At 70.7% G+C, this 26,345-nt stretch carries 25 protein-coding genes and 1 tRNA gene; 9 read left to right on the top strand and 17 right to left on the bottom strand.

The window, feature by feature from the left end:
* Positions 1-5: 5 nt before the first annotated feature.
* Positions 6-875, bottom strand: coding sequence for a cell division protein FtsX (locus tag HBH26_RS03320; protein WP_168133184.1), 870 nt, complete (start codon positions 873-875; stop codon positions 6-8).
* Positions 872-1,579 carry a cell division ATP-binding protein FtsE gene (gene ftsE, locus HBH26_RS03315; RefSeq protein ID WP_168133183.1) on the bottom strand — a complete coding sequence of 236 codons (708 nt, stop codon included), beginning with the start codon at positions 1,577-1,579 and terminating at the stop codon, positions 872-874. The genes HBH26_RS03320 and ftsE overlap by 4 nt, the downstream gene beginning before the upstream one ends.
* Before the next feature lie 176 nt (positions 1,580-1,755).
* Between ftsE and HBH26_RS03310 the strand changes: the two genes are divergently transcribed.
* Positions 1,756-2,523, top strand: coding sequence for a zinc-ribbon domain-containing protein (locus tag HBH26_RS03310; protein ID WP_168133182.1), 768 nt, complete (start codon positions 1,756-1,758; stop codon positions 2,521-2,523).
* A gap of 97 nt (positions 2,524-2,620) precedes the next feature.
* Positions 2,621-2,707 (top strand) — tRNA-Leu (locus HBH26_RS03305).
* A 65-nt stretch (positions 2,708-2,772) separates the two neighbouring features.
* On the opposite strand, the gene HBH26_RS03300 is transcribed toward HBH26_RS03305, so the two are convergent.
* From HBH26_RS03300 to HBH26_RS03290, 3 genes are read right to left on the bottom strand one after another with little or no spacing between them, the layout of a single operon-like run.
* Positions 2,773-3,735, bottom strand: a complete 963-nt coding sequence (locus HBH26_RS03300) for a retroviral-like aspartic protease family protein (protein ID WP_168133181.1) — start codon at positions 3,733-3,735, stop codon at positions 2,773-2,775.
* A gap of 53 nt (positions 3,736-3,788) precedes the next feature.
* On the bottom strand, positions 3,789-6,176 hold the full coding sequence (locus tag HBH26_RS03295) for a ligase-associated DNA damage response DEXH box helicase (protein ID WP_168133485.1): 2,388 nt from the start codon (positions 6,174-6,176) through the stop codon (positions 3,789-3,791).
* A 46-nt stretch (positions 6,177-6,222) separates the two neighbouring features.
* A complete protein-coding gene (locus HBH26_RS03290) occupies positions 6,223-6,402 on the bottom strand; it encodes a hypothetical protein (RefSeq protein WP_168133180.1) in 180 nt (59 codons plus the stop codon).
* An 89-nt stretch (positions 6,403-6,491) separates the two neighbouring features.
* Between HBH26_RS03290 and HBH26_RS03285 the strand changes: the two genes are divergently transcribed.
* On the top strand, positions 6,492-7,490 hold the full coding sequence (locus HBH26_RS03285) for a ligase-associated DNA damage response exonuclease (RefSeq protein ID WP_168133179.1): 999 nt from the start codon (positions 6,492-6,494) through the stop codon (positions 7,488-7,490).
* A gap of 7 nt (positions 7,491-7,497) precedes the next feature.
* Here the strand turns inward: HBH26_RS03285 and HBH26_RS03280 are convergent, their stop codons facing one another.
* Positions 7,498-7,893, bottom strand: a complete 396-nt coding sequence (locus HBH26_RS03280) for a hypothetical protein (RefSeq protein WP_168133178.1) — start codon at positions 7,891-7,893, stop codon at positions 7,498-7,500.
* A 117-nt stretch (positions 7,894-8,010) separates the two neighbouring features.
* Between HBH26_RS03280 and HBH26_RS03275 the strand changes: the two genes are divergently transcribed.
* Positions 8,011-9,642, top strand: a complete 1,632-nt coding sequence (locus HBH26_RS03275; RefSeq protein WP_168133177.1) for a S10 family peptidase — start codon at positions 8,011-8,013, stop codon at positions 9,640-9,642.
* 127 nt (positions 9,643-9,769) lie between these two features.
* On the opposite strand, the gene pheT is transcribed toward HBH26_RS03275, so the two are convergent.
* The 4 genes from pheT to HBH26_RS03255 all read right to left on the bottom strand — a co-directional run bounded on the left by pheT (position 9,770) and on the right by HBH26_RS03255 (position 14,754).
* Entirely contained in the window at positions 9,770-12,151 is a 2,382-nt protein-coding gene (gene pheT, locus HBH26_RS03270) for a phenylalanine--tRNA ligase subunit beta (protein WP_168133176.1), read from the bottom strand.
* Between the two features lie 13 nt (positions 12,152-12,164).
* Positions 12,165-13,319 carry a phenylalanine--tRNA ligase subunit alpha gene (pheS, locus tag HBH26_RS03265; RefSeq protein ID WP_168133175.1) on the bottom strand — a complete coding sequence of 385 codons (1,155 nt, stop codon included), beginning with the start codon at positions 13,317-13,319 and terminating at the stop codon, positions 12,165-12,167.
* A 113-nt stretch (positions 13,320-13,432) separates the two neighbouring features.
* Positions 13,433-14,098, bottom strand: coding sequence for an HAD family hydrolase (locus tag HBH26_RS03260; protein WP_168133174.1), 666 nt, complete (start codon positions 14,096-14,098; stop codon positions 13,433-13,435).
* On the bottom strand, positions 14,095-14,754 hold the full coding sequence (locus tag HBH26_RS03255; RefSeq protein ID WP_168133173.1) for a YggS family pyridoxal phosphate-dependent enzyme: 660 nt from the start codon (positions 14,752-14,754) through the stop codon (positions 14,095-14,097). Before HBH26_RS03255 ends, HBH26_RS03260 begins: the two co-directional genes overlap by 4 nt.
* A 22-nt stretch (positions 14,755-14,776) precedes the next feature.
* On the opposite strand from HBH26_RS03255, the gene HBH26_RS03250 reads away from it, so the two are divergent.
* Positions 14,777-15,322: a thiamine phosphate synthase gene (locus tag HBH26_RS03250; protein WP_168133172.1), complete on the top strand. Its 546-nt coding sequence runs from the start codon at positions 14,777-14,779 to the stop codon at positions 15,320-15,322.
* Here the strand turns inward: HBH26_RS03250 and HBH26_RS03245 are convergent.
* Positions 15,295-16,017, bottom strand: coding sequence for a hypothetical protein (locus tag HBH26_RS03245; protein WP_168133171.1), 723 nt, complete (start codon positions 16,015-16,017; stop codon positions 15,295-15,297). The genes HBH26_RS03250 and HBH26_RS03245 overlap by 28 nt on opposite strands.
* Before the next feature lie 204 nt (positions 16,018-16,221).
* Between HBH26_RS03245 and HBH26_RS03240 the strand changes: the two genes are divergently transcribed.
* The 4 genes from HBH26_RS03240 to holA are packed head-to-tail and all read left to right on the top strand — an operon-like array spanning position 16,222 to position 20,738.
* Complete coding sequence (locus tag HBH26_RS03240; protein ID WP_168133170.1) at positions 16,222-16,653, top strand: DUF3576 domain-containing protein; 432 nt, start codon at positions 16,222-16,224, stop codon at positions 16,651-16,653.
* 16 nt (positions 16,654-16,669) lie between these two features.
* On the top strand, positions 16,670-19,207 hold the full coding sequence (gene leuS, locus HBH26_RS03235) for a leucine--tRNA ligase (RefSeq protein WP_168133169.1): 2,538 nt from the start codon (positions 16,670-16,672) through the stop codon (positions 19,205-19,207).
* Positions 19,204-19,707, top strand: coding sequence for an LPS assembly lipoprotein LptE (gene lptE / locus HBH26_RS03230; protein ID WP_168133168.1), 504 nt, complete (start codon positions 19,204-19,206; stop codon positions 19,705-19,707). The genes leuS and lptE overlap by 4 nt, the downstream gene beginning before the upstream one ends.
* Positions 19,704-20,738: a DNA polymerase III subunit delta gene (gene holA / locus HBH26_RS03225; RefSeq protein ID WP_168133167.1), complete on the top strand. Its 1,035-nt coding sequence runs from the start codon at positions 19,704-19,706 to the stop codon at positions 20,736-20,738. The genes lptE and holA overlap by 4 nt, the downstream gene beginning before the upstream one ends.
* Here the strand turns inward: holA and HBH26_RS03220 are convergent.
* From HBH26_RS03220 to HBH26_RS03195, 6 genes are read right to left on the bottom strand one after another with little or no spacing between them, the layout of a single operon-like run.
* Entirely contained in the window at positions 20,719-21,633 is a 915-nt protein-coding gene (locus HBH26_RS03220; protein ID WP_168133166.1) for a ParB/RepB/Spo0J family partition protein, read from the bottom strand. The genes holA and HBH26_RS03220 overlap by 20 nt on opposite strands.
* Positions 21,630-22,409 carry a ParA family protein gene (locus HBH26_RS03215; RefSeq protein WP_168133484.1) on the bottom strand — a complete coding sequence of 260 codons (780 nt, stop codon included), beginning with the start codon at positions 22,407-22,409 and terminating at the stop codon, positions 21,630-21,632. Before HBH26_RS03215 ends, HBH26_RS03220 begins: the two co-directional genes overlap by 4 nt.
* A complete protein-coding gene (gene rsmG, locus HBH26_RS03210; RefSeq protein ID WP_168133165.1) occupies positions 22,409-23,014 on the bottom strand; it encodes a 16S rRNA (guanine(527)-N(7))-methyltransferase RsmG in 606 nt (201 codons plus the stop codon). The genes HBH26_RS03215 and rsmG overlap by 1 nt, the downstream gene beginning before the upstream one ends.
* Positions 23,011-24,744, bottom strand: coding sequence for a tRNA uridine-5-carboxymethylaminomethyl(34) synthesis enzyme MnmG (gene mnmG, locus HBH26_RS03205; RefSeq protein ID WP_168133483.1), 1,734 nt, complete (start codon positions 24,742-24,744; stop codon positions 23,011-23,013). The genes rsmG and mnmG overlap by 4 nt, the downstream gene beginning before the upstream one ends.
* The gene (gene mnmE / locus HBH26_RS03200; protein ID WP_168133164.1) at positions 24,744-26,003 is read right to left on the bottom strand and encodes a tRNA uridine-5-carboxymethylaminomethyl(34) synthesis GTPase MnmE; all 1,260 of its coding nucleotides are present in this window, start codon (positions 26,001-26,003) and stop codon (positions 24,744-24,746) included. The genes mnmG and mnmE overlap by 1 nt, the downstream gene beginning before the upstream one ends.
* Entirely contained in the window at positions 26,003-26,239 is a 237-nt protein-coding gene (locus HBH26_RS03195) for a DUF6489 family protein (protein ID WP_168133163.1), read from the bottom strand. The genes mnmE and HBH26_RS03195 overlap by 1 nt, the downstream gene beginning before the upstream one ends.
* Positions 26,240-26,345: the final 106 nt, after the last annotated feature.

Raw genomic sequence — 26,345 nt, 5'->3', positions numbered from 1 at the left:
GATGCTCACAAGGTGCCGCCCAGCATGGTCACGATCGCGCGCCGCGCCACCCACGCCGCCAGCGCGACGAAGACGAAGGGCAGCGCGGTGATCGCCACCCAGCCCGCCGATCCCAGCGTCACCTGCTCCAGCAGCGCCGAGCCCATGCCGCCGACCTGCGCGCCCAGCAGCGCCACCACGGCCAGTGCCGGAAAGGCGCCGATCACCGCGCCCAGGATGGCGTCGCGCGCCAGCCGCCGCTGGAACAGCCGCGCCACCTGCACGTCGGTGGCGCCCAGGCCATGCATGACGTCGATCGTGGCGCGATGCGCGTCCAGCCCCGCGCGGGCCGACAGCAGCACGACGGCCGAGGTGGCGGCCAGCATCAGCGCCACCACCGCCGCCGCCACCACCGTCAGGCTGGTCAGCAGCGTCGCCACCCCCGCCAGCGCGTCGCCGTGGCGGTCGATCCTGGCGCCGGGCGCCGCCCGCCGCACCGCCGCCGCCACCCGCGCCGCCGCGGCATCGTCGGCAAGGTCGACGTCGATCAGCGCCGGGATCGGCAGGTCGGCGTTCCCCGCCTCCGCGCCCAGCCAAGGGCCGAGCAGCCGCGCCAGCTCCGCGCGCGGTACCGGCGCGGCGCGCGCGACGCCCGGCAGTGCCGCCACCGCCGCCAGCGCCGCCGCGGCCTCGCGGTCGCGGCGGAGCGGGTCGGCGGTGGCCACGACGATGGTGGCGCGGCCCTCCAGCGAGGAGGCGAGCGCGCCCGCGGCGCGCGCCGTGCCGATGCCCGCGGCGGCCGCCAGAACGGTCAGGAACAGCATGATCGCGAGCACCCAGGCCATCGCGCGCCCGCCGCGCGCGGCGTCCAGGATGCGGGTGGGATCCGCGCTCATGCCGGCTCGCGCCGGGGCGGGAAGCGCAGCGCGCCGGTGGGGTCGGACAGCCGGCCGCCCTCGATCCGCAGCAGGTGCGCAGCGCGGATGCGGGCGATGACGTGCATGTCGTGCGTGGCGATGACCATGGTGGTGCCCAGCCCGTTGAGCGAGGCGAACAGCTGCATCAGCCGATCGGCCATGGCCTCGTCGACGTTGCCGGTGGGCTCGTCCGCCACCAGCAGCTCGGGCCGTCCGATCACCGCGCGCGCGATGGCGACGCGCTGCTGCTCGCCGCCCGACAGCGTCGGCGGGCGCGCGCCGGCGCGGTGCGCCAGGCCCACCCACGCCAGCATCTCCGCCACCGCGTCCTGCACCTCCTCCTCGTGCACGCCGGCGATGCGCAGCGGCAGCGCGACATTGTCGGCGATCGACAGGTGCGGCACCAGCCGGAAATCCTGGTAGACGACGCCGATGCGGCGGCGGAAGCCGGGCATCCGCTGGCGCGGCATCGTCACCACGTCGGTGCCGAACAGGCGGATGACGCCGCGGCTGGGGCGCTGCGCCAGGTACAGCAGCTTCAGCAGCGACGTCTTGCCCGCGCCACTGGCCCCGGTGAGGAAGTAGAACTCGCCCGCTGTCAGCGAGAAGCTGAGGTCGGTCAGCACCTCGTCGCCATGGCCGTAGCGCAGGCCGACGTTCTCGAACTGGACGATGGTGCCCACGCGCGCGCTTCTTTATCCCGTGCCGCTCCGATACCGGCGCCCCCGCGGCAGCCATGGCACGCCCGCGACGGTGGCTTCAAGCCGCCGCGGCCATATTTGACGCATGGGGCCGCTTGCCACGGCGGCAAGGGCGGTGTTTAGCTTGCGGAATCAACCAGGGGTGGGCGCGTCTTTCCATGATCCTCGAATGCCCGGAATGCCGCGCCCGCTACCTCGTTCCCGACAGCGCGATCGGCACCACGGGGCGGACCGTGCGCTGCGCCAACTGCCGCCACAGCTGGTACCAGGATGCGCCCCCCCTGCCGGAGCGGACGCCGCCCGCCGAGGTCACATCGCCGTCGGTCGATACGCCGGAGGAGGCCATTGCGGGCGCTCCGCCCCCAGCTCCTCCCCCCGCCCCTGCTCCGCCCCCGCCGTCACCGTCGCCTCACCCCGCCATGGTGATCGAGGAGCCGGATCCAGCCCCCTACGACGCCTTCGCGCATCGCGCGCCCTTCCGCCCGACGCGCAACACCAACCGCATCCGCACCATCGCCTCGATCGCGGCGGGGCTGCTGATGCTGGCGGCGGTGGCGGTGATCCTGTGGACGACGGCGCCGGGGCTGGCGGAGAAGATCGGCCTGTCGATCGGCCCGGCGGAGCTGCCGCTGCGCATCGTCGACAACCCGATCGAGCGGCGCAAGATGGCGAACGGGTCGGAGCTGTTCGCCGTCAGCGGGCAGGTGACCAACCCCTCCTCGCAGCGCCAGCGCGTCCCCGACATCCGTGCCGACCTGCGCGACGCGCAGGGCAAGATCGTGTTCAGCTGGACGATCACGCCGCCGCAGCGCTCGCTGGCGCCCAATGCCGCGATCGACTTCAACTCGGCGCAGGTGGACGTGCCCGCCACCTCGAAGCGGCTGGACCTGAGCTTCGTCGGCGAGGACCGCGACACGGCGGGCTGACGCTGTTGCGTGGGCGACTTGCCGGTTGCCAGCCGCGATCCGCTTTGCTACCGGCGCGTCCCTGCCAACCGCCGGCCTCGCCCGGTGGACATCACGTGCGGTCGTGGCGGAATTGGTAGACGCGCAACGTTGAGGTCGTTGTGTCCGAAAGGACGTGGAAGTTCGAGTCTTCTCGACCGCACCAGTGATGTGACGGGGGCGCCGGCGGCGCTTTCCGTTCAGCCCGGCGCACGGGACGATCCGTCGTCTCTACACCCCGGTCTTCAAGAGGTCGCGGCGCTGCACGTCGCGCGGCAGCAGCAGGCGCAGCTCGCGGTTGGCGAAGTCGATGTTGACGCGGCGGAACAGCTTCAGCGCGTCCATGCCCAGCAGCATCGCCGGCCGGTCCTCCAGGCCGAAGGCGCGGAACGGCGCGGCGTCGGCGAAGGCGATGGGCAGGTTGTTGATCCCCGCGCTGCCGATCTCCATCGCCGGCACCACCACATAGTCCGCGGCCAGCTCGCCGCCCGTCACGCTGGTGAAGGTGGCCTGCGCCAGTCCCTTCGTGCGCCGCGTGATGAGCCGCTTCAGCGCCAGATTGCCGACGCTGACCGAAGTGCCGGTGTCGAGCACGACACGCACGCGCTTGCCCATCACCTTCGCGTCGGTGACGACCAGCTGGCCGAACAGGCTGCGCGCCTGGATCACGATCTCGTCGCCGCTGCGCCGCGCGCGGCGGTCGCGCTTCGCCGACGGGATCACCGTCATCGTCTGCCGGTCGAAGTCGATCGACAGCGCGTGGCCCTGCAATGTGTCGATGCCCAGCATGCCCGGTGCGCCCAGGTGGCGCGCTTCCAGCGCGGGCGCCTCGATCCGTGCCGCGCCCAGCGTACTGACGGAAAGCGACGGGATCAGCACAGATTCCACGTCGCTGATGCCCGACATGGCGGTCAGACGCAGCCGCCGCCCCGCGGGCAGGCCCAGCCGCCGCGCCAGCTGGCGCGAGATCACGCTGCGCTGCGCCCCGGTATCGACCACGAAGGGATAGGGCCCGGCCCCGGCGATCGCGACCGGCACCGTCATGCGCTGTTCCGCGTCGAGGAAGGCGAGGTCCTCTCCCGCCTCGTCCGTCGCCGCCGCGTCGGAGGTGCCGAAGGGCGCGGGCGTCACTTGCGCCGCGACGGGTGCCGCGGCCAGCCCCAGCGCCACGGCGAGGACGGCCCATCTCTCCATGCCGCGAAGCTACGCCCGTTCCGGTCTTTTCCCAAGCGATTTTGCGCGCCGGATCAGTCCGGTGCCATCGCCTCGCGCGCCAGCGCCTCCGCCTCCACCAGCAGCGCGTCGTCCGCGCTGCCCGTCGCCACCTTCTCGCGCCCGATCAGCACCAGAACGGGCACGGCCAGCGGCGACACGCGCGGCAGGTCGACGTGGACCATCGTGTCCGCCGCGCGGTCGAGCAGCCCGGCGAGGCGTCCGACGTCGGTCATGCGCGCGCGCGCATCGGCCCAGGCGGCCTGGAGCAGGACGTGCCCCGGCTCGTACTCGCGCAGCACGTCGTAGATGAGGTCGGTGGAGAAGGTGACCTGCCGCCCGGTCTTGCGCTTGCCGGGGACCTGCCGCTCGACCAGCCCACCGATCACCGCCACCTCGCGGAACGCGCGCTTCAGCAGGTGCGAGCGCTCGACCCACTCGACGAACTCGTGCTCCAGGATGTCGGCGGAGAAGAGCGAGGCGGGGTCGCGCACCGGCTCCAGCCCGTAGCAGGCGATGGCATAGTCGTTGGCCACGAAGCCGAGCGGCTTCAGCCCCTGCGTCTCCATGCGCTTCGTCACCAGCATGCCCAGCGACTGGTGCGCGTTCCACCCCTCGAAGCTGTAGGCGACCATGTAGTGCCGCCCCTCCCGCGGGAAGGTCTCGACCAGCAGTTGCTCTGGTCGGGGCAGCGTGGAGCGGCGCTGCTGGATCTCCAGCCACTCGCGCACGTCGTCGGGAAAGCGGTGCCACTCGGACGGCGTCGCCAGAAAGCCGCGGACGCGGTCGGCCAGGTTGGTGGACAGCGGCATTCGGCTGCCGCCATAGGTCGGGATGCGTGCCGGCCGGCTGGTCGCGCGCACGATCAGGTCCTCGGTGTCGATCTTCTCCACCTCCAGGCTCATGCCAGCGAAGAAGAAGGTGTCGCCGTGGCTCAGCGTGGCGGCGAATCCCTCCTCCACCTTGCCCAGCGCGCGGCCGTTGCGGAAGCGGACCTTCAGCATCGTTGCCTCGACGATGATCCCGGCGTTGAGCCGATGCTGCGCGACGAAGCGCGGGTGGCTGACGCGCCACTTGCCATCGGCGTCCTGCGTCAGCCGCTTGAACCGGTCGTACGCCTTCAGCGCGTAGCCGCCGTCCCTAATGAAGCCGAGCACCTGCTCGAACAGCTCGCCGGTCAACGCGGAATAGGGGAGCGCGGATCGCACCTCGTCCAGCATCGCCGCCTGGTCGAACGGCGCGGCGCAGGCGCAGGCGACGAGGTGCTGCGCCAGCACGTCGAGCGCGCCCATGCGAAACACGTCGGCGTCCAGCTCGCCCGCCTCCACCGCATCCAGCGCGGCGCGCGCCTCGAGATATTCGAAGCGGTTGCCGGGCACGAGGATCGCCTCCGACACCTCGTCCAGCCGATGGTTCGATCGCCCGATCCGCTGGAGCAGCCGCGACGACCCCTTCGGCGCGCCCATCTGGATGACGCAGTCGACGTCGCCCCAGTCCACGCCCAGGTCCAGGCTGGCGGTGGCGACCAAAGCGCGCAGCTTCCCCGCCGCCATCGCCCCCTCCACCTTGCGCCGCGCCTCCTTCTCCAGGCTGCCATGGTGGATGCCGATCGGCAGCTGCATGGCATTGGCTTTCCACAGGTCCTGGAAGATCAGCTCGGCCAGGCTGCGCGTATTGCAGAAGACGATGGAGGTGCGGTGCGTCTCGATCTCCGCCATCACCTGCGCCGCGGCGTAGCGGCCGGAATGGCCCGCCCAGGGGACGCGGTCCTCGGGCAACAGGATGGCGATGTCGGGATCGGCGCCGGGCTCGCCCGTGACCAGCGTCACCGTGTCGATGTCGCCGTCGGGCGCCAGCCACGCGCGATAGCCGTCCGCGTCGGCGACGGTGGCAGACAGCGCCACGCGGCGCATCCCGGGCGCGATCGCCTGCAACCGCGCCATGCACAGCGAGAGAAGGTCGCCGCGCTTTCCCGTGGCGAAGGCGTGGACCTCATCGATCACGATCGCGCGCAGCCCGGCGAACATCGTCAGGCTGTCGGGATAGCTCAGCAGCAGCGACAGCGATTCGGGCGTCGTCAGCAGGATCTGCGGCGGCCTGGCGCGCTGGCGTGCCTTGCGGTCCGACGGCGTGTCGCCGGTGCGGGTTTCGACGCGAATGTCGACGCCCATTTCGTCCACCGGCGTGACGAGGTTGCGCTGGATATCCACTGCCAGCGCCTTCAGCGGCGACACGTAGAGCGTGTGGAGCCCTTCCGTGGGCGACTCGATCAGCTCCGCCAGCGTCGGCAGGAAGCCCGCCAGCGTCTTGCCCGCGCCCGTCGCGGCGACCAGCAGCGCGTGCTCGCCCGCGCGCGCGGCGGCCAGCATGTCCAGCTGGTGCCGTCGCGGCCGCCAGCCGCGTGCGTCGAACCACGTCTCCAGCTTGTCGGGCAGCACCCCGGCTAGATCAGACCGGCGCCGGTCCGCGTCAATGCCGGTTGGCGGGATCCTCCGCCGCGCCGTCGCGATACAGGTCCCGCGTGGCGGCCTCGGTGCGGGCCTCTTCCTGCGGCGAGCGCTTGTTGCCCAGCTTGGCGAAGAGCAGCGCGCCGGCCAGGATCACGAACCCGAGCACGACCACGATCGCCCACAGACTGTCACCCAGCATCTCGTTCTCCTCTGCGATACCGCCCGTGAACGAGGGGGCGGCCGGTTCGATCCGGGAACGCGCACGGCGGGGTGCGGGTTGACGCGGCGATGGCGACGCTCGGCGACTGGCTGGAACCCTATCCGCACGGGCTGTACGTCCGCCCCGCCGACGCCTGGGTCGATCCGTCCACGCCGCAGGCGCGCGCCCTCGTCACCCACGGCCATGCCGATCACGCGCGCGGCGGCCACGGCCGGGTGTGGGCAACGCCGGAAACGCTGGCGATCATGGACTGCCGCTACGGCACCCAGACGGGCAAGCCGGTCTCCTATGGCGGCGGCGTGCGACTGGGCGAGGTGGACGTGCGCTTCGTTCCCGCCGGTCACGTCCTCGGCTCGGCGCAGATCGTGCTGGAGCATCGCGGCGAGCGGGTCGTCGTCTCGGGCGACTACAAGCGGCGCGCCGATCCCACCTGCGCCCCGTTCGAGCCGGTCGCCTGCGACGTCTTCATCACCGAGGCGACATTCGGCCTGCCCGTCTTCCGCCATCCCGACACGGGGGACGAGATCGACAAGCTGCTCGCCGCGCTCCACGCCAATCCGGCGCGCTGCGTCGTCGTCGGCGCCTATGCGCTGGGCAAGGCGCAGCGCGTCATCGCCGAGCTGCGCGCGCGCGGCCACGCCGCGCCGATCTACATCCACGGCGCGCTGCAACGGCTGTGCGACCTCTACGCGGAGCTCGGCGTCGAGCTGGGCGAGCTGCGCCCCGCCACCGGCGCGGCCAAGGCGGACATGGCCGGGCATGTCGTGATGTGCCCGCCGTCCGCGCTCAACGACCGCTGGGCGCGGCGGCTGCCCGATCCGATCACTGCCATGGCGTCGGGATGGATGCGGGTGCGCCAGCGCGCGCGGCAGAAGAACGTGGAGCTGCCGCTGATCCTGTCCGACCATGCCGACTGGGACGAGCTGACCGACACGCTGCGCGAGATCGCGCCGCGCGAGGTGTGGGTGACGCATGGGCGCGACGACGCGCTGGTCCACTGGTGCATGACGCACCAGATCAAGGCGCGCGCGCTGGCGCTGGCGGGGTTCGAGGACGAGGACGACTGACGTCGCGTCAGGCCGCGGCGCGCAGCGAACCCGTCAGCACCCAGGCCTCCGCCTCGTTCGCGTCGACGAACAGCTGCACGCCGTTGCCGCACCGGTCGCCCAGCGCCCGCCGCAGCTGCATCCGCGCCAGCGACGTCGCCACGACGAACCCCAGCCGCTTCGACCGATAGGCCGGATCGGACAGGATCGTCGAGAAGGCGGTGACCATCTCCTGCGACTGGATCTTCATCTCGCGCAGGTCGACCAGCCACAGGTGCTGGTTCGCGCCGCATCGCAGCTGCCGGAACGCCGCCGCCCGCGCCGCGACGTAGCGCACGAAGGCGTCGTCGTCGAAGAAGCCCGCCATGCGGGTGCGGATGAGATCGCGGTCGGGCTCGACCGCGAAGGTGAAGTTGCCGTCCATGGCGCCCGTCCTAGCGCCGATCGCCTGCTTACCCGTTAACGCAGCGCGGGCGAGCGGCTTGCGCGTGGTCCGCCCCGGGCTAAGGTCCTGCGCCCTACATCCTTGCAAGGACTGGAAATGTCATCACGCCTCGCGGCCTGCCTGATCGCCGCTCTTCCCCTCTCCGCCGCCGCCGCGCAGGACAGGAAACCGGTGAAGAGCAATGCCGAGGCGCAGAAGGAGGCGGTGGAGGCCGCCTATGCCAATGCCCCGGTCGAAGAGCGCGAGGAGCGGTCGAAGGGCCAGGTGATCGTCGACGGCCGGCGTCTCGCCTACACCGCCACCGCCGGCACGCTGACGATCCGCGACCTGGAGGGGAAACCGCAGGCGTCGATGTTCTACACCGCCTATACGCTCGACGGCACGAAGCCGGGGACGAAACGCCCCGTCACCTTCTTCTTCAACGGCGGGCCGGGCAGCCCGACGTTCTGGTTGCACATGGGATCGTTCGCGCCGGTGCGGTTGAAGACGGGCAATCCGGAGACGATCCGACCCGCGCCCTACGATTTCGGTCCCAACCCGCACACGTTGCTCGACAAGACCGACATGGTCTTCCTCGACGCGATCGGCGCGGGCTACTCGCGGCCGCTGGGTGATGCCAAGCCGTCCAGCTTCTACGGGACGGACGAGGATGCCGACGCCTTCGCCAAGGCGATCATCCGCTACGCCACGAAATACGGCCGCTGGAACAGCCCCAAGTTCATCTTCGGCGAGAGCTACGGGACGCTGCGCTCCGGCGCGCTCGCCTATCAGTTGCAGGACCGCGGCATGGCGCTGAACGGCGTGGTGCTGCTCAGCTCGATCATGAACTACGGCTATCGCCAGCCGGGGCTGGACCAGGTCTATCTGAACTATCTGCCCAGCTACGCCGCCACCGCCTGGTACCACAACCGCCTGCCCAACCGCCCGGCGGACGTGGCGACGGTGGTGCAGCAGGCGCGCGACTACGCGCGCGGCCCGTACATGGCGGCGCTGGCCAAGGGACAGGACATCAGCCCGGCGGAGGCGGACCAGGTGGCGCAGCAGCTGTCGCAGCTGATCGGCGTCTCGCCCGACTTCATCCGGCGCGCGAACCTGCGAATCGACCTGCCGCGCTTCCAGAAGGAGCTGCTGCGCGACAGCCGCCGCACCATCGGCCGCTTTGATTCGCGCTACACCGGGGTCGACGCGGACGCGGCGGGGGAGCGGCCGGAGACCGACGCCTCGTCCGACGCGATCTCGGGCGCGTTCATCGCGACCTTCCACGATTATGTGACGCACACGCTCGGCTACAAGACGGACATGCCCTATCGCCTGTCCGCCCGCGACGCGGAGGGCTGGACCTGGAACTGGAAGCACCGCGCGCCCGGCAGCGGCATGGGCGGGCAGCAGAACAACCCGAACACCGCGGTGGACCTGGGCGCGGCGATGCGCGCGAACCCCTATCTGCACGTGCTGTCGATGAACGGCTGGTACGACATGGCCACGCCCTTCTTCGGCGCGGAGAACGACCTGGCGCACATGATGCTGGAGCCGGCGCAGCGCCCGAACCTGCGCTTCACCTATTATCCCGCCGGGCACATGACGTACCTCAATCCCGACGCGCTGGTGACGATGAAGCGCGACCTCGCCGACTGGTACGACCGCGCGGTGTCGGTGGCGCGGTCGGGCACGCCCCCCGTGGCGCCGAGCGTATCGGCGGCGGCGGGGCCGGCGACGGGGCCGAACTGATTTTCCTTCCTGTTCGTGCTGAGGAGGCGCTGAGCCTGTCGAAGCGCCGTTTCGAAGCAACGCTCCTTTGAGACGAGGCTTCGACAAAGCTCAGCCTCTCGTCAGCACGAACGGAAGGAGCTTCCGCCTACCCCCGCAGCACCGCCCCCTGCTTCGCCGCGGCGGCGATCACCTTGTCGGCGATCGCCTTCAGCTCCGCCTCGGTGAAGCTCTTCTCGCCGGGCTGGAGCACGACCTCCACCGCCACGGACTTGCGGCCCTCTTCCACCCCCGCGCCGGTGAACACGTCGAACACCCGCGCGCGCACGATCGCGGCCTTGTCCGCGCCCTTCACCGCGCGGGTCAGCGCCTCCGCGGTCACGTCCGTGGGCACGACGAAGGCGAAGTCGCGCCGGACCGGCTGCAGCGCCGGCGGCGCGTAGGGCGCGCGGGCGAAGCCGTCCTTCCCGCGCCGGGCGGGGATCGCGTCCAGGTACACCTCCGCCGCTGCGACGCCCGCGGGCAGGTCGAACGCCCTGGCGATGCCGGGGTGGAGCGCGCCGAACGCGGCCAGCACCGTCTTCGGTCCCAGCCGCAGCGTGCCCGAGCGGCCGGGGTGGAAGGCCGCGCCTGCCTCGCCCATCACCGCCAGGTTCTCCACCGGCGCGCCTGCCGCGGCCAGCAGCGCCAGCGCCTCCGCCTTGGCGTCATAGGCGTCGAAGCCCGCCGACTTGCCCTCCCGCCAGTCGCGCGGCCGGCGATCGCCCGCCAGCACCACGCCCAGCGTCACGCGCTCGCCCTCGGCCAGGTAGCGGCGGCCCAGCTCGAACAGCCGCACGCCGTCCGCACCCTGCCGCAGGTTGCGCGCGGCGGCGGAGAGGAGGCCGGGCAGCAGCGAGGGACGCATCACCTTCAGCTCCTCGCTGATCGGGTTCGCCACCGTCCACGCCGCCCCGCCCATCAGCGCCGCATCGCGCGCGTTGATGAAGCTCCACGTCACCGCCTCGTCCAGCCCGCGGGCGGCGGCGGCGCGGCGGGCGCGGCGCTCCAGCTTCTGCAAGGGCGTGGCGGTCGGCCGCGCGACGCCGGGGTCGCGCGGCAGCGGCACCGGCGCGACCTTCTCGATCCCCTCGATGCGGATCACCTCCTCCACCAGGTCGGCGGGTCCGTCCACGTCGGGACGCCAGGTCGGCGGCGTCACGCGCCAGTCGTCGGCGACCGCGAAGCCGAGCGACTCGAGAATAGCGCGCTGCCGCGCCGCCGGAATGGCGAGCCCGCCCAGCGTCTCGGCCAGCGCGGGATCGTAGGCGTGGCTCCGCATGGCCAGCGGGGGCTTGCCCGCGCGGGTCACGCCGGTAGCGGCGCCACCGCACGCCTCGATCACCATCCGCGTCGCGATGGCCAGCCCCGCGTCCAGGAACGCAGGGTCCACGCCCCGCTCGAAGCGGGAGCGCGCGTCGCTGGTCAGTTGCAGCTTCTGCCCGGTGCGCGCGATCGAATCGGGATCGAAATAGGCGCATTCGATGACGACGTCGGTGGTCGCGTCCGACACGCCCGAATGCTCGCCGCCCATGATGCCGCCGATGTCGTGCACCTGCGCGTCGTCCGCGATGACGGTCATCGTCTCCGCCAGCGCATAGGTGCGGCCGTTCAGTGCCAGCACCTGCTCGCCCGCCGTCGCCTTGCGCGCGACCAGCCCGCCGGTCAGCTTCGCCTTGTCGTAGACGTGCAGCGGGCGGCCGAGGTCGATCGTGAGATAGTTGGTGATGTCGACCAGCGCACTGATCGGCTTCTGTCCGATCGCGCGCAGCCGCCGCGCCATCCAGTCCGGCGCGGCGCCATTGGATACGCCCGTGACACCCTGCGCGTAGAAGGCGGGGCAGCCGGCGGGATCGTCGGTGCGCACGTCCGGCCCCGCGCCCTCGCCCGCGACCGGCTCGGCCGCCAGCGGCTTCAGCGTGCCGAGGCCCAGCGCGGCGAGATCGCGCGCGATGCCGCGCACGCCCATGCAGTCGGGCCGGTTGGGCAGGACCGACACGTCGATCACCGCGTCGGTCAGCCCGGCATGATCGGCGAAGGCGGCGCCCACCGGCGCGTCCGCCGCCAGCTCGATGATGCCGTCGTGATCGTCGCCCAGCTCCAGCTCGCGCGTGGAGCACATCATGCCGTTCGATTCGACCCCGCGGATCGCCGCGACGCGCAGGACCATGCCGTTCGCCGGCACCGTCGCGCCGGGCAGGCCGAACACGCCCACCAGCCCCGCACGCGCGTTGGGCGCGCCGCAGACGACCTGCACCGGGCCGCCACCATTCACATCGGCGCCCGCGTCGACGGACAGCACCTGCAACTTGTCCGCCTGCGGATGCCGCTCCGCGCTCAGCACGCGCGCGACGCGGAAACCCGCCAGCCGCGCGCCGGGATCCTCGACGCCTTCCACTTCCAGCCCGGCGCGGGTGAGCGCGTCGACGATCGCATCGAGCGACGCCTCGGTGTCGAGGTGGTCCTTCAGCCAGGAGAGGGTGAACTTCATGAGTGTCGTTCCGTCAGGCCGATGCGCCGACGCCGCCCGACAGGGTCGGCACGTCCAGCGCGGAGAAGCCATGGTGTTTCAGCCAGCGGACATCCGCCTCGAAGAACGGGCGCAGGTCGTCCATGCCGTATTTCAGCATCGCCAGCCGGTCCACGCCGACGCCGAAAGCGAACCCCTGCCACTCCGCGGGATCGAGCCCGCAGGCCGCGATCACCCGGGGATGAACCATGCCGGAGCCGAGCAGCTCCATCCATCCCTCGCTCCCGCCCAGCCGCTTGCGCCCGTCCACCATCGTCCAGCCGACGTCGACCTCCGCCGACGGCTCGGTGAACGGGAAGTAGCTGGGCCGCAGCCGCAGCACGATGTCGTCGCGCTCGAAGAACGCCTTCAGGAACGTCTCCAGCGTCCATTTCAGGTGGCCGAGCGTGATGCCCTTGTCGATGACCAGCCCCTCGATCTGGTGGAACATCGGCGTATGCGTCGCGTCCCAGTCGGACCGGTAGACGCGGCCCGGCGCGATGATGCGGATCGGCGGCTTCTGCGCCAGCATCGTGCGGATCTGTACCGGGCTGGTATGCGTGCGCAGCACCATCGGCGGCTCCGGCTTCGCCCGGTCCGCGTCGGCGGCGAAGCCGCCGCCGTCGGACGACGGGCCTTGCCCGTCGCCGGCCGCTTTCGCCTTCGGCTCGAGGTAGAACGTGTCCTGCATTGCGCGCGCGGGGTGCGTTTCCGGAATGTTGAGCGCGCTGAAATTGTGCCAGTCGTCCTCGATCTCCGGCCCGGTCGCGACGGCGAAGCCCAGATCGGCGAAGATCTCCGCCATCTCGTCCATCACCTGGCTGACGGGATGGATCGTGCCGGGCGCCACCGCGTCGACGGGCAGCGTCATGTCCAGCGCCTCGCTCGCCAGCTGCGCGTCCAGCGCGACCTGTTCGAGATGCGCCTTGCGTGCGGCGATGGCCGCCGTCACCGCTTCCCGCAGCGCGTGGATCGCGGGGCCGTTCGCCAGCCGCTCCTCCGGCGACATCCCGCCCAGCGTCTTCAGCAGCTGGGTCACCCGGCCCTGCTTGCCCAGCGCCTCGACACGCACGACCTCCAGCGCGTCGAGCGAGGCGGCCGCCTCGGTCGCGGCGAGCAAGTGCTTCGAAATGTCGGCGGGGTCGGTCATCGTGTCAGGGTCCATTGCGGGGCCCCTCTCCGCTAGGCGGTGAGGCCCGCGGTGGCAATGCTGGAGGCCGGGGCTGGAGGCCGGGGCCGGAAAACCGGGGCTGGAGACCCGGGCTACAACCCCAGCTCGCGCGCGACCTCGGCGAAGTCGCGCGCCACCGCGTGGACGCCGATCGCGCGCAACCGGTCGGCGTGGTCGGGTCCGCAATGCGTGCCGGCGACCAGCCCGATCACGTGCCCGCCGCTCGCCACCGCCCCGGTCGCGCCAACGGGTGAATCCTCGATGATGGCGCAGCGCCCGATCGGCACGACCAGCCGCTCTGCGGCGTGGAGGTAGAGGTCGGGCGCGGGCTTCCCACGCGCGACGTCGACCGCCCCGGAATAGACGTGCGCGCCGAACGCGTCGGTCAGGCCCAGGTGGGCTAAATGCGCGTGCAGCCACGGCGGGCGACTGGACGAGACCACTGCGCGCGGCAGCGCGGCGGGCAGCGCGCGGACGAAGGCGACCGCGCCCGCCACCTCGGCGATCCCCTCGGCGATGCAGCGATCGTTCTCGATCCGGCGCTCCTCGGCGAAGTCGTCGGGAAGCGGGCGGCCGATCCATCGCTCGACCGCGGCGAGGAAGTCGGCACCGGCCAGCCCCATGAAGTTCGCCATGCTCTGCTCGGCTGTGGTCGGGTGGCCGATGCGCGACAGATAATCCGCGATGTGGCGGTTGCCGCTCTCCTCGCTCTCGATCAGCACGCCGTCGAAGTCGAACAGGATCGCCTCGAACTTCATGTGCGCGCACCGAACAAAGCGGAGCCGACGCGCACGTGGGTGGCGCCCAGCGTCACTGCGGTCTCCACGTCGTCCGACATGCCCATGCTCAGCCCCGCCACCCCTTCCTCGCGCGCGATCTTCGCCAGCAGCGCGAAATAGGGCGCGGGTTCCAGCCCGTGCGGCGGCAGGCACATCAGCCCGGCCACCGGCAGCGCGGCGTCGCGCGCCTGTGCCAGCAGCGCGGGCACATCGCCGATCCGGCAGCCGCCCTTCTGCGGCTCGTCGCCGATATTCACCTGCACGAAGCAGGCCGGGCGGCGCCCGCTCGCGTCCATCGCCCGCGCCAGCGCCGCGACCAGCGACGGGCGGTCGACGCTGTGCACCGCATCCGCCAGCGCCACCGCATCCGCCGCCTTGTTCGACTGCAACTGGCCGATCAGGTGCAGGCGCGCGTCCGGAAACGCCTCGCGCAGCGCAGGCCATTTCTCCTGCGCCTCCTGCACCCGGTTCTCGCCGAAGTCGCGGTGGCCGAGGTCGAGCAGCGGCCGGATCGCGTCGGCGGACTGCGTCTTCGACACCGCGATCAGCGTCACGCCCGCCAAGTCGCGCCGCGCGACTTTGGCGGCGCGCGTGATGCGGTCGCGAACGGCGGACAGGCGGTCGGCAGGCGTCATGCGCGGCGCTATAGGCAGGCGGATGCCGACCCGCCACCCTCCCGTTCCCACGCGCTGGCTGATGACCGACGAGCGAATGGGCGAGGGGCTATGGCGGGCGATCCGACGCCTGCCGCGCGGCGGCGGGGTGATCTTCCGCCACCATGCCACCGCCGCAGCGGAGCGCCGGCGGCTATTCGCGCGGGTGCGGCAGATCACCCGCGTGCGCGATCTGGTGCTGCTACGCGCCGGACCGGACCGGTTGCCGGGCGAGCAGGGGGTGCACGGCCGCCGCGGCGGTGGGATCGTCACCTGGCCCGCGCACGACCGGCGCGAGGCGCGGCGCGCGCTGGTCGCGGGGGCGTACGCCGTTTTCGTCTCGCCGGTCTTCCCGACGCGCTCGCACCCCGGCGCGCCGTCGCTGGGCGCGCGCCGCGCCGCGCGGATCGCGCGGGGAATGCCGATCGCGCGGATCGCGCTGGGCGGGATGGACGAGACGCGCTTCCGCCGGCTCAAGGCGCGCGGCTTCGACGGTTACGCGGGAATCGACTGCTGGAGCGATCAGAAGCGGAAGGCGGTGCCCAGGTAGACCGCCTGGCTGTCGCGGCGGTCGTCGTCGAGCCGGCTCAGCCGCTCGCGCTCGGACTTCAGCCGCATGCCCGCGGTCAGGTCCAGGTTCCGCGTGAGCGAGTAGCTGCCGCCCACGTCGAGCGCGTAGCTCTCCGGCTCCGCCAGCGCGCGCGGCACCCCCGGCAGCGCCCGGTCCGCCGAGGCCGCGACGCGGCCCGAGAACTTGCGACCCGAGTAGCTGAGCGCCACGTCCGCCGCCTCGCGGCTGCCCGGCAGCCCGGCGAGATCGACCTTGGCCACGTCGCCGCTGACCGCGAACCGCTTCCAGCCGACCGCCACGCCCAGATTGTAGGCGATCGGCGCCAACCCGACGGTCGGTGCGGCGTTGGCGGTGCGGGTCGCGTCGCGCGTCGCCGCCGGCTGGTTGCCGCGCGCGCGCACCGCGACCGTCACCGATCGGCCGGTCCGCACCTCGGACGGGGTGAAGCGGAAGCCCGGTGCGCCCAGCCCGCCGCGCGCGAACAGGGCGGCCAGCTTGGGATCGGCGGCGGCGGGAGTGAAGGACCCGGCGATCCGCGGCGCGACCGCGCGCTTGGCGCCGCGCGGCGACGCGTCGGGCGCGCCGATCGCCGGCGCCGCGACGAGCGCGACGGCCATGGCGGCCCCCGCGATCACGCTCCCGACGATGGTGTGCCCCAGGCGCACGTCACTCATCCCCTCGTCGGCCACGATGTGTGACCGGTCCCATTCAGCGGCCGTAACAGGAAACGGTTGCGAGTCCATCACCGCGGCCACGCTTTTCCGGCGCGCTGTTGCACCATGTCCACAACCTGTGTCGGTGGGCGCGGCCCGATGCTTGCGGCTGCGCGGGTGCGCGGGTAGAGCGCAGGACGCCGTTCTGACCCGAGGATTTCCGCCATGTCCCGCCCGTTGCGCCTGATGATCGCCGCCAGTGCCGCGCTCGCCCTCTCCGCCTGCGGCGGAGGCGGTCGGCCGAAGACGGACCTCGCGGCGTCGCGGGTGACGACCATCGGCGTCAACAGCTACCTGTGGCGCGCCAGCCTCGACACCGTGGGCTTCATGCCGCTGCTGCAGACCGACTCGAACGGTGGCGTCATCGTGACCGACTGGTACGTCAATCCGCAGGTGCCGGGCGAGCGGATGAAGGTGACGATCGCGATCCTCGATCAGGACCTGCGCGCCGACGCCGTCCGCGTCGCGGCGCTGCGCGAGGTGAACCGCGGCGGCCAGTGGGTCTCCGCCCCGGTGGAGGCGGCGACGACTCAGAAGCTGGAGGACATCATCCTCACCCGCGCGCGCGACCTGCGCCGCGGCGCGGTGACCGGCTGAGGCGACGACCAGCGACATGGCATCCCGCTTCAACGCGCTGAAGGCGGACGCGCACTGGCAACAGGTGTGGGACGAACGCCGTACCTTCGCCGCCGACGACCATAGTGCGAAGCCGAAGAGCTACGTGCTGGAGATGTTCCCGTACCCGTCGGGAAAGATCCACATGGGGCACGTGCGCAACTATACGATGGGCGACGTCCTCGCCCGCTATCGCCGCATGACGGGGCACGAGGTCCTGCACCCGATGGGGTGGGATGCCTTCGGCATGCCCGCGGAGAATGCGGCGATGGAGAAGGGGGTCCACCCCGGCGGCTGGACCCGCGCCAACATCGCGACGATGAAGGCGCAGCTGAAGCGTCTGGGCTTCGCACTCGACTGGACGCGCGAACTGGCGACCTGCGAGCCCGATTACTACGGCCACGAACAGGCGATCTTCCTCGAATTCTACAAGGCCGGCCTTGTCTATCGCAAGGAAAGCGCGGTCAACTGGGACCCGGTCGACATGACCGTGCTCGCCAACGAGCAGGTGATCGACGGCCGCGGCTGGCGCTCCGGCGCGCTGGTCGAGAAGCGCAAGCTGAACCAGTGGTTCCTGAAGATCACGCAATTCGCCGACGAACTGCTCGACGGCCTCTCCACGCTGGAGCACTGGCCCGACAAGGTCCGGCTGATGCAGGAGAACTGGATCGGCAAGAGCCAGGGCCTCACGTTCCGCTTCCGCCTGTCCGACGGCGGCGAGGTGGAAGTGTTCACCACCCGGCCGGACACCATCTTCGGCGCCAGCTTCGTCGCGGTGGCGGCGGACCACCCGATCGCGCAGGCGCTGGCGGGCGATCCCGCTGTCGCCGCCTTCATCGCCCGGTGCAAGCAGGGCGGGACCACTGCGGCGGAGATCGAGACGCAGGAGAAGCTGGGCTTCGACACCGGGCTGACCGCGGCGCACCCCTTCAGCGGCCATCCGCTGCCCGTCTACATCGCGAACTTCGTGCTGATGGATTACGGCACGGGCGCGGTCTTCGGCGTGCCCGCGCACGACCAGCGCGACTTCGACTTCGCCACCAAATACTCCCTGCCGATCCGCCGCGTGGTGGCAGAGGGCGACAAGGCCGATCCCGCCTTCGACGAGGCGGAGGCGTACACCGGTCCCGGCACGCTGGTGAACTCGCACTTCCTCGACGGGATGGACGTCGCCGACGCCAAGCGCGAGGTGATCCGCCGCGCGGAGGCGGACGGATGGGGCAGGGGCTCCACCGTGTGGCGGCTGCGCGACTGGGGCGTCAGCCGGCAGCGCTACTGGGGCACGCCGATCCCGATCGTCCACTGTGCCGCCTGCGGCGAGGTACCGGTACCGCGCGAGCAATTGCCCGTAGTGCTGCCCGAAGACGTGACCTTCGACGTCCCCGGCAACCCGCTGGACCGGCATCCGACGTGGAAGCACGTCGCATGCCCGTCGTGCGGCGGCGAGGCGCTGCGCGACACCGACACGCTCGACACGTTCGCCGATTCGTCCTGGTACTTCATCCGCTTCGCCAGCCAGCCGCAGGACCGCCCGTTCGATCGCGCGGTGGCGGAGAGCTGGCTGCCGGTCGGCCAGTATATCGGCGGCGTGGAGCACGCGATCCTGCACCTGCTCTACGCACGCTTCTTCACCCGCGCGCTGCGCCACGTCGGAATGATCGACGTGGCGGAGCCGTTCACCGGCCTGTTCACGCAGGGCATGGTGACGCACGAGACCTATCGCCTCGCGCTGCCCGACTATGACGGGCCGCGCGGCGCGCTGTGGGTGTCGCCCGACGACATCGTCGTCGGCGAGAACGGGCAGCGCCTCGCGCGCATGGCGGACGGCGCGACAGTGCCCGTCACGGTCGGCCGCGTCGAGAAGATGTCCAAGTCGAAGAAGAACACGATCGATCCCGAACCGATCGTCGATCAATACGGCGCGGACGCGGTGCGCTGGTTCATGCTCTCCGATTCGCCGCCCGAGCGCGATCTGGAATGGTCGGAGAACGGGATCGAGGGCGCGTGGCGCTTCGTTCAGCGGCTGTGGCGACTGGTCGATGGAGAACGGGGCAGCGAGGGTCGCGACGCCGCGCTCGATCGCAAGCTGCACCAGACGATCGCCGGGGTTGCCGCGGACATCGAGGCGCTGTCGTTCAACAAGGCGGTGGCCAAACTCTACGAACTGACCAGCGCGGTGGAGAAGGCCGCGCCGTCCGCCTCGCGCGATGACGCGGTGGAGGCGATGATCCGGCTTGTCGCGCCGATGGTGCCGCACCTCGCCGAGGAGGCCTGGTCGCTGCGCGGCCACGCCGGACTGGTCGCCGACGCGCCGTGGCCTGCGGTCGACGCCGCGCTGCTGGTCGAGGACGAGGTGACGATTGCGATCCAGGTCAACGGCAAGCTTCGCGACACGCTGGTGCTCGCCAAAGGCCTGCCGCGAGAGGCGATCGAGGCCGCCGCGCTGGCGTCGGACAAGGTCGTCCGCCTGCTGGAGGGACGCGCGCCTAAGAAGGTGATCGTCGTGCCCGACCGCCTGGTGAACCTGGTCGCATGAAGGCGCTCGCGCTCCTCCTCGCCACGCCGTTGGCGCTGGCCGGCTGCGGGCTCCAGCCGGTATATTCCGGCGGTCGCAACGGCGCGGTGGCGCAGGGGCTGGCGGGCGTGGAGATCGCGCCGATCGAGGGCAAGGCGGGCTGGCTCGTCACCAACGCGCTGCGCGACCGCCTTGGTGCGATGGGTAAGGGAGCGCCGCGCTACCGCCTGGACGTGCGGCTGGATGACCGCATCGTCGGCCTGGGCAGCCGCAGCGACGATTCGGTCGCGCGCGAGCGGCGGACCTTGCGCGCGCGCTATCAGCTGGTCGAGGCGGGGGCGGGCACCGTGTTGGTGGACGCGACCGCGGGATCAGATGCGGGCATCGACGTGGTCGGGTCGGAATATGCCGTGATCGCGGCGGAGAGCACTGCGCTGGAGCGTTTGTCGGAGACGATCGCGGACCAGATCGTCGCGCGTCTCGCCATCCACGCGCGGCGCCAGGCCCAGGCCGCGCGGTGAAGGCGACCGAGGCGCGGCTGAAGGCCGCGCTGGACCGGCCGCCGGCGGATATCCGGCTCTACCTTCTCCACGGGCCCGACGAATCAACCGCCATGGCGCTCGCCGCCCGGCTCACCACGGCGATGGGCGCGGATGCGGAGCGGATCGATCTCGATGCCGCCACCCTGCGCGGCGACCCGGCGCGACTGGCCGACGAGGCGGCGGCGCTGTCGCTGTTCGGCGGGGCTCGCTCGATCCGCGTGACCGGGGCGGGGGAGGAGGCGCTGGGCGCGGTGGAGGCGCTCCTCGCCGCCGATCGCGCCGGCAACCCCGCCGTCATGGTCGCGCCCGGGGTGAAGGCCACGGGCAAGCTGGTGAAGGCGGCGATCGACAGCGACCGGGCCATGGCCTTCGCCTGCTACGCGCCGAGCGAGCGCGACGCCGCGACGATCGCCACCGAGCTGGCGCGGGAGGCGGGTCTGCGAGTGACCCCCGTCGTGGCGCAACGCATTGCCCGCGCGGCGGAGGGCGACCGCGCGGTGATGGCGCGGGAGGTCGAGAAGCTGGCGCTCTATCTGGACGCCTCGCCCGACCGGCCGGCGGAGGCGGACGACGAGGCGCTGGCGGCGGTCGGCGCGACGTTGGTGGAAGGCGAGACGGGAGAGATCGTCGCGGCGGTCGTCGGCGGCGACGCCGGCGCGCTGGTGCTGGCGCTGCGGCGCCAGCAGGGGCCGGATGCCTCGCCCATTCCGATCCTGCGCGCGCTGGAACGGCGCTTCCTCCAGTTGATGGAGATGCGCGCCCAGGTCGATGGCGGGGAGGGGATCGACCAGGTGGTGGATCGCGCCCGCGTGTTCTGGAAGGAGAAGGGGGCGACTGCGGCGGCGTTGCGGCGCTGGGACGCACGCGCACTGCGCGTCGCGCTGACGCGCGTCGCTGCGGCACAGCGCGATACGATCGGTGCCGGACCGGCGGGCGGCAGCGTCGCCGCTCAGACCCTGCTTGCGCTCGCCGAGTTTCGGGCGGCGGAGTTCAGATCCGCTCGCCGCTGAGCCGCTGGCACACCATATCGAGTTGCTCCAGCGTGCTGTAGTCCAGCGTGATCGACCCGTGTCCCTCGGGATGAAAGGCGATCCGTACCTTCAGCCCCAGCAGGTCCGCCAGCTGCTGCTCCAGCGCCTGGATATCCGCACTGCCGGTGGCGGCGGGTGCCGGCCGCTGGCGCGGCGCGCGGCCACTGTCCTCGCGCGTGCGGCGGGCCAGCGCCTCGGTCTGCCTGACCGACAGCCCCCGCGCGACCACATCCTCCGCCACGGTCGCCGGATCGGACGCGCCCAGGATGGCGCGCGCATGGCCCATGGACAGCGTGCCGTCAACCACGCGGTCCTGCACGCTCATAGGAAGGTCCAGCAATCTGAGTAGGTTGGCCACATGACTGCGTGACTTGTGGACGACCTTTGACAGCACCTCCTGCGTGTGGCCGAACTCGTTCTGCAATCGCTGGTACGCCTCCGCCTCTTCGATCGCGTTCAGGTCCTGCCGCTGGATGTTCTCCACCAGTGCGATCTGCAGCGTTTCGCTGTCGGTGTAGTCGCGAACGACGACGGGCACTTCGTGAAGCCGCGCGCGCTGCGCCGCGCGCCAGCGTCGCTCACCCGCGACGATCTGATAATCGTGGCCGTGCGGACGGACGATGATCGGCTGGATCACGCCGCGCTCGCTGATCGAGGCGGCCAGCTCCGACAGCGCGTCCTCGTCGAAGTGACGCCGCGGCTGGCCGGGATGCGGCGCGATCGCACTTACCGGGATCATCCGGACACCGCCGCGCGGTGTCTGGCCGTCGCGCGCTTCCGCGCTGGCGCGCTCGTCCTGCGCCACTTCGCCCAGCAACGCCCCCAGGCCGCGCCCCAGTCCCCCGCGCGTCCGACGCGAACCGGCGTCGCTCATGCCGCCACCCTCGCGCGCGGCATCCGCTCGATCACCTCCCGTGCGAGCGAGATGTAGGCCTCACTCCCCGCGCAGCGGTGATCGTAGATCAGCGCGGGCAGGCCGTGGCTCGGCGCCTCCGACAGGCGGACATTGCGCGGAATAACGGTCTCGAACACCACCTTGCCAAGCACCGCGCGTACGTCCGTCGAAACCTGTTCGGTCAGGCGATTGCGTCGATCATACATCGTCAGCGCCACGCCGAGGATGGAGAGGGAGGGATTAAACCGCTCGCGGACCCGCTCGACCGTGCCGAGCAGCTGGCTCAATCCCTCCAGCGCGAAGAACTCGCATTGCAGCGGCACCAGCAGGGAGTCCGCCGCCACCATCGCGTTGATGGTCAACAAGCCGAGCGACGGCGGACAGTCGATCAGCACGACATCCCACAACGGCGCGGTCTCCTCGATCGCGCGATGCAGCCGGTGCGTCCGCTGTTCCAGCTCCACCAACTCGATCTCCGCCCCGGAGAGGTCGACCGTCGCGGGCACCACCGACAGCCGGGGAACCGAGGAGGGCACCGCCGCTTCCGCCACTCCGCCGCGTTCGATCAACACGTCGTAGCTTGATCGGCCTCGCTGAGCCTGACCGATGCCCAGTCCCGTTGACGCATTTCCTTGCGGATCGAGATCGAAGAGCAGCACTCGCAACCCGGTGGCGGCCAACGCTGTCGCGATGTTGATCGCGCTGGTCGTCTTTCCGACGCCACCCTTCTGATTGGCTATGGCGATACGGTACATCACGAAGCTCCGTTCGCGACGAGAATGACCGACGCGGGATCGGTGATGCTCTGTTTCACGTGGAACATTTCCTGCCATTCGACCGGCAGGGATGCAAGCTCGCCCACCCCGTTTCGTCCCCTCGGTAGCACGATGCAGGTGCGATCGTGCCGAAGATGCTTCGTCATGGCGAGGAGGTCTGCGGTGCTCGCCACGGCTCTCGCACTTACCACATCGTAGATCCCGCTGACCTGCTCTGCCCGCCGGCCTTCGATCGTGACATGATCGAGGTCCAGTTCGCGGCACACCGACGCCAGAAACTCGACGCGACGCGCTCGTGGCTCCACCAGCGTTACAGGGGCATGCCGAAGGGCAGCGACAACGACGCCGGGAAATCCGGCGCCGGTACCGATATCGATCCAGCCTGCTCCGCCCCGCGGCACCCAGGAGAGAAGTTGAGCCGAGTCAACGAAATGTCGTACCCATAGATGGGGCAGCGTCGACGGGGCCACCAGGTTCTGCCTGTCCGCCTCCGCGCGCACCAACTCGGCGAAGCGCATCAGTCGTTCGAGAGCGACGGCGCCGAACTGGGTCTCGACCCACCGCTGCGCCTCATCCTCGGTCATGCGCTCCGCCTCGCGTGCAGCCACAACGCCGATAAGGCCGCCGGTGTAATCCCCCGAATGCGGCGCGCGTGATCCAGCGTCGCCGGCGCGCTCCGTTCTAGCCGTTCCACCATCTCGCTAGACAATCCCGCGACGCCCCGCAGCGCGTCGCCTCGCGGGATCGCAATGGCACCATCGCGGCGCATCGACGCAATTTCCACCTCCTGGCGAGCCACATAGGGGGCGTAGCCGCGATCGGCCGCGACTTCCGCCCCGATGTCCGCGTCGACTTCGTCGGAACGGAGATCATCCCGTCTCAATCGCTCCCGTTGCTCGGCACGCCGCTCGTAATGCCGATGTCGGACGTCGGTCATCAATCCGGCAGCCCTCGCGATCTCACCCAGTCGAGCTTCCGCGTTGTCGGCACGAAGTGACAGGCGGTACTCTGCGCGCGCGGTCAGCATACGATAGGGTTCGCTAATCCCCTGAAGGACGAGATCGTCGATCAGCACGCCGATGTAGCTCGATGCCCGGTCGAGCAGCAGCGGCTCCGTTCCACGCGCATAAGCTGCCGCATTCGCACCTGCCACCAGCCCCTGCGCGGCCGCCTCCTCATAGCCCGTCGTTCCGTTGAGCTGGCCCGCGCAAAAAAGCCCGCCGATCATCGGCAGCGCGAGACGATGGTCCAGCATCCGCGGGTCGATATGATCGTACTCGACTGCGTAACCGGGCACGGTCACGTCCACCTGCTTAAGCCCCTCGATCGTGCGCAGGAACGCCACCTGTGTGTCGGTCGAGAGCGAGGTCGAGATGCCGTTGGGATAAACGGTGCTGTCGCAAAGACCCTCCGGCTCGAGGAAGATCTGGTGGCCGTCTCGATCACCGAAACGGGCGACCTTGTCCTCGATCGACGGGCAGTATCGTGGTCCGCGACCATCGATCGCCCCCGACGCCACGGGCGAATCGATCAGACCTTCTCGGATCACGTCATGCGTGCGCGCGCTGGTGCGGGTGATGGCGCAGGCCAGGGCGGGCTGTTGGCGCCCCGTAGACATCGTCGACATGGTCCATTGCGCATCGTCAGACCCTTGGCGTTGCAGCCGCGCCCAGTCGATCGTCCGCCCGTCGAGGCGGGGCGGCGTTCCAGTCTTCAACCGCGACATGGCAAGCTTCCACGATCGCATCCGCTCACCCAGGCGATTGGCGGGACGCTCACCGACGCGACCACCCGCCTCGCGCTCCAGGCCGCGGAAGATCCGCCCGCCGAGGAACGTTCCCGTCGCCAGCACGACCGCACGAGCGGCGATCGTCTCGCCGTTCTCCAGCACGACCCCTTCGACAATCCCACTTGAGATCCGCAGATCGTCGACCGTCCCTTCGACGATCGTCACGTGGGGATATGATCCCAGCAGCGCTCGCACCGCAGTTCGATAGAGAGCCCGATCTGCCTGCACCCGCGGGCCGTGAACCGCCGCCCCTTTGCTCTCGTTCAGCATGCGATGGTGAATGGCCGCATGATCCGCGGCGCGCGCCATGATGCCATCCAGTGCATCGACTTCTCGAACGAGATGGCCTTTGCCGACCCCGCCGATGGACGGGTTGCACGACATCACGCCGATGGCGGACACGGCCTGCGAGATCAGGACGACCGATGCGCCCCGGCGCGCCGCTGCCGCCGCCGCTTCCACCCCTGCGTGGCCTCCGCCCACGACTGCGACATCGAACGATCGGTCTTGTTCCACGTGAAACATCATTTCCCGAGACAGAAGCGAGAGAAGAGCGCGTCCAGCATGGCCTCGGTCGCATCCATCCCCATCACCATCGCCAGCAGCCGAAGCGCGCGCCGCACATGTTCCGCCGCCACCACGACATCGTCGCACAACCCGGCTGACGCAAGCTCTTCCGCAGCGAGCATCACCGAGCGTCGCTGATCGTCGTGAAGGCGAACGTCGCTGCCGATCGTGCGATCGGCGGTCGCCTGCTCCACCATCTGCCACAGATGGTCCACCGTTCGCGGAAGACGGGCCGATACTGGAATACCATCGCCCATGTGTCGCAGGTCGCTCTTCGCGCGAACTTGCACCGCTCCTGCCGGACAGCCGGACGGATCACCCAGCCACAGAAGTAGGTCCGCACCGTCGATCACGCGGCGGGCGCGCTCGATCCCGATCTGCTCGATCGGATCGTCGGTCGCTTCCGCCAGTCCGGCCGTGTCGACCAGCCGGTAGGCGTATCCTCCGCGCACCACCTGCGCCTCGATCACGTCGCGCGTCGTTCCCGCCCGGTTGGTGACGATCGACGCCTCGCGGGACAGCATCGCGTTGAACAGCGAGGACTTGCCCGCATTCGGCGGTCCCGCCAGAACCACAACCGCACCGTCGCGAAGCCGTTCCACCGTCGGTCGCGCGCACACCTCCCGCATCTGGCCGACCAGGCGGGCGAGGATCTCCCTGATGTCCTCCAGCGCCGCGGCCTCGTCGATCTCCTCCGCATAGTCGATCGAAGCCTCGATCCTGGCCGCCGCGTCGGAAAGGCGGTCCATCCATCCGCGCACCTCGCGCCCGACCGCCCCTTCCGTCGCCGCCATGGCCGCGCGTCGCTCACCCTCGGTCTCCGCGGAGAGCAGGTCGGCGAGCCCTTGGGCCTGCGCCCAGTCGACGCGTCCGTTCTCCAGCGATCGCCGCGTAAATTCGCCGGACTCGGCCGCTCGCAGACCCGGCTGCGCCGCGAGGGCCGCCTCCACTGCCGTCACCACCGCGCGTCCACCGTGAAGGTGAAGCTCCACCAGATCCTCACCCGTCGCGGTCGAGGGCCCGGGAAAGGCGAGGACCAGCGCGCGGTCTAGGACCTCGCCAGCCCCATCGCGCAACGTCCGCAACCCCGCTCGCCGAGCCTCCGGCAAGGTACCGGCCAACGCCGCGGCCGCGCTCAGTGCGTCGGGCCCGCTGATCCGTACGATCGCGATCGCCGCCGGTGGCCGTCCGCTCGACAGCGCGAAGATCGTCTCCATCAGCTCCCCGGCTTGCCGCCGCTGGAGAAGAGCTTGCGCCAGAAATCCATGCCGGCATCGCCCATCGGTGCCCAGCTCTTCAGCATCTGTCCCACGATCTCGGGCCCGATCGTGCCGTTCTCCACCGCTTCCTGCATCTTCGCGAGATAGCGTTCGTGGAGCGGGGAGAGATCGGGCAGGCCCATGACACGGCGCGCTTCCTCCGGCGAGCAATCGACCTCGATCGTGAATTTCATCTTGGCGCAGCGCTCCCTTGAGCGCGCCCGCGGCGCGCGATAGCAATGGTGCCGTCTATGCGCCCGAACGCCCCCGCGCCGCAACGTCTGTGGTGCGCGTCGCGGA

The organism is Sphingomonas corticis, from assembly GCF_012035195.1.
Lineage (GTDB): Bacteria > Pseudomonadota > Alphaproteobacteria > Sphingomonadales > Sphingomonadaceae > Sphingomonas > Sphingomonas corticis.
The sequence above is the reverse complement of the archived record's forward strand: the minus strand, read 5'-3'. Positions and strand labels throughout refer to the sequence as shown.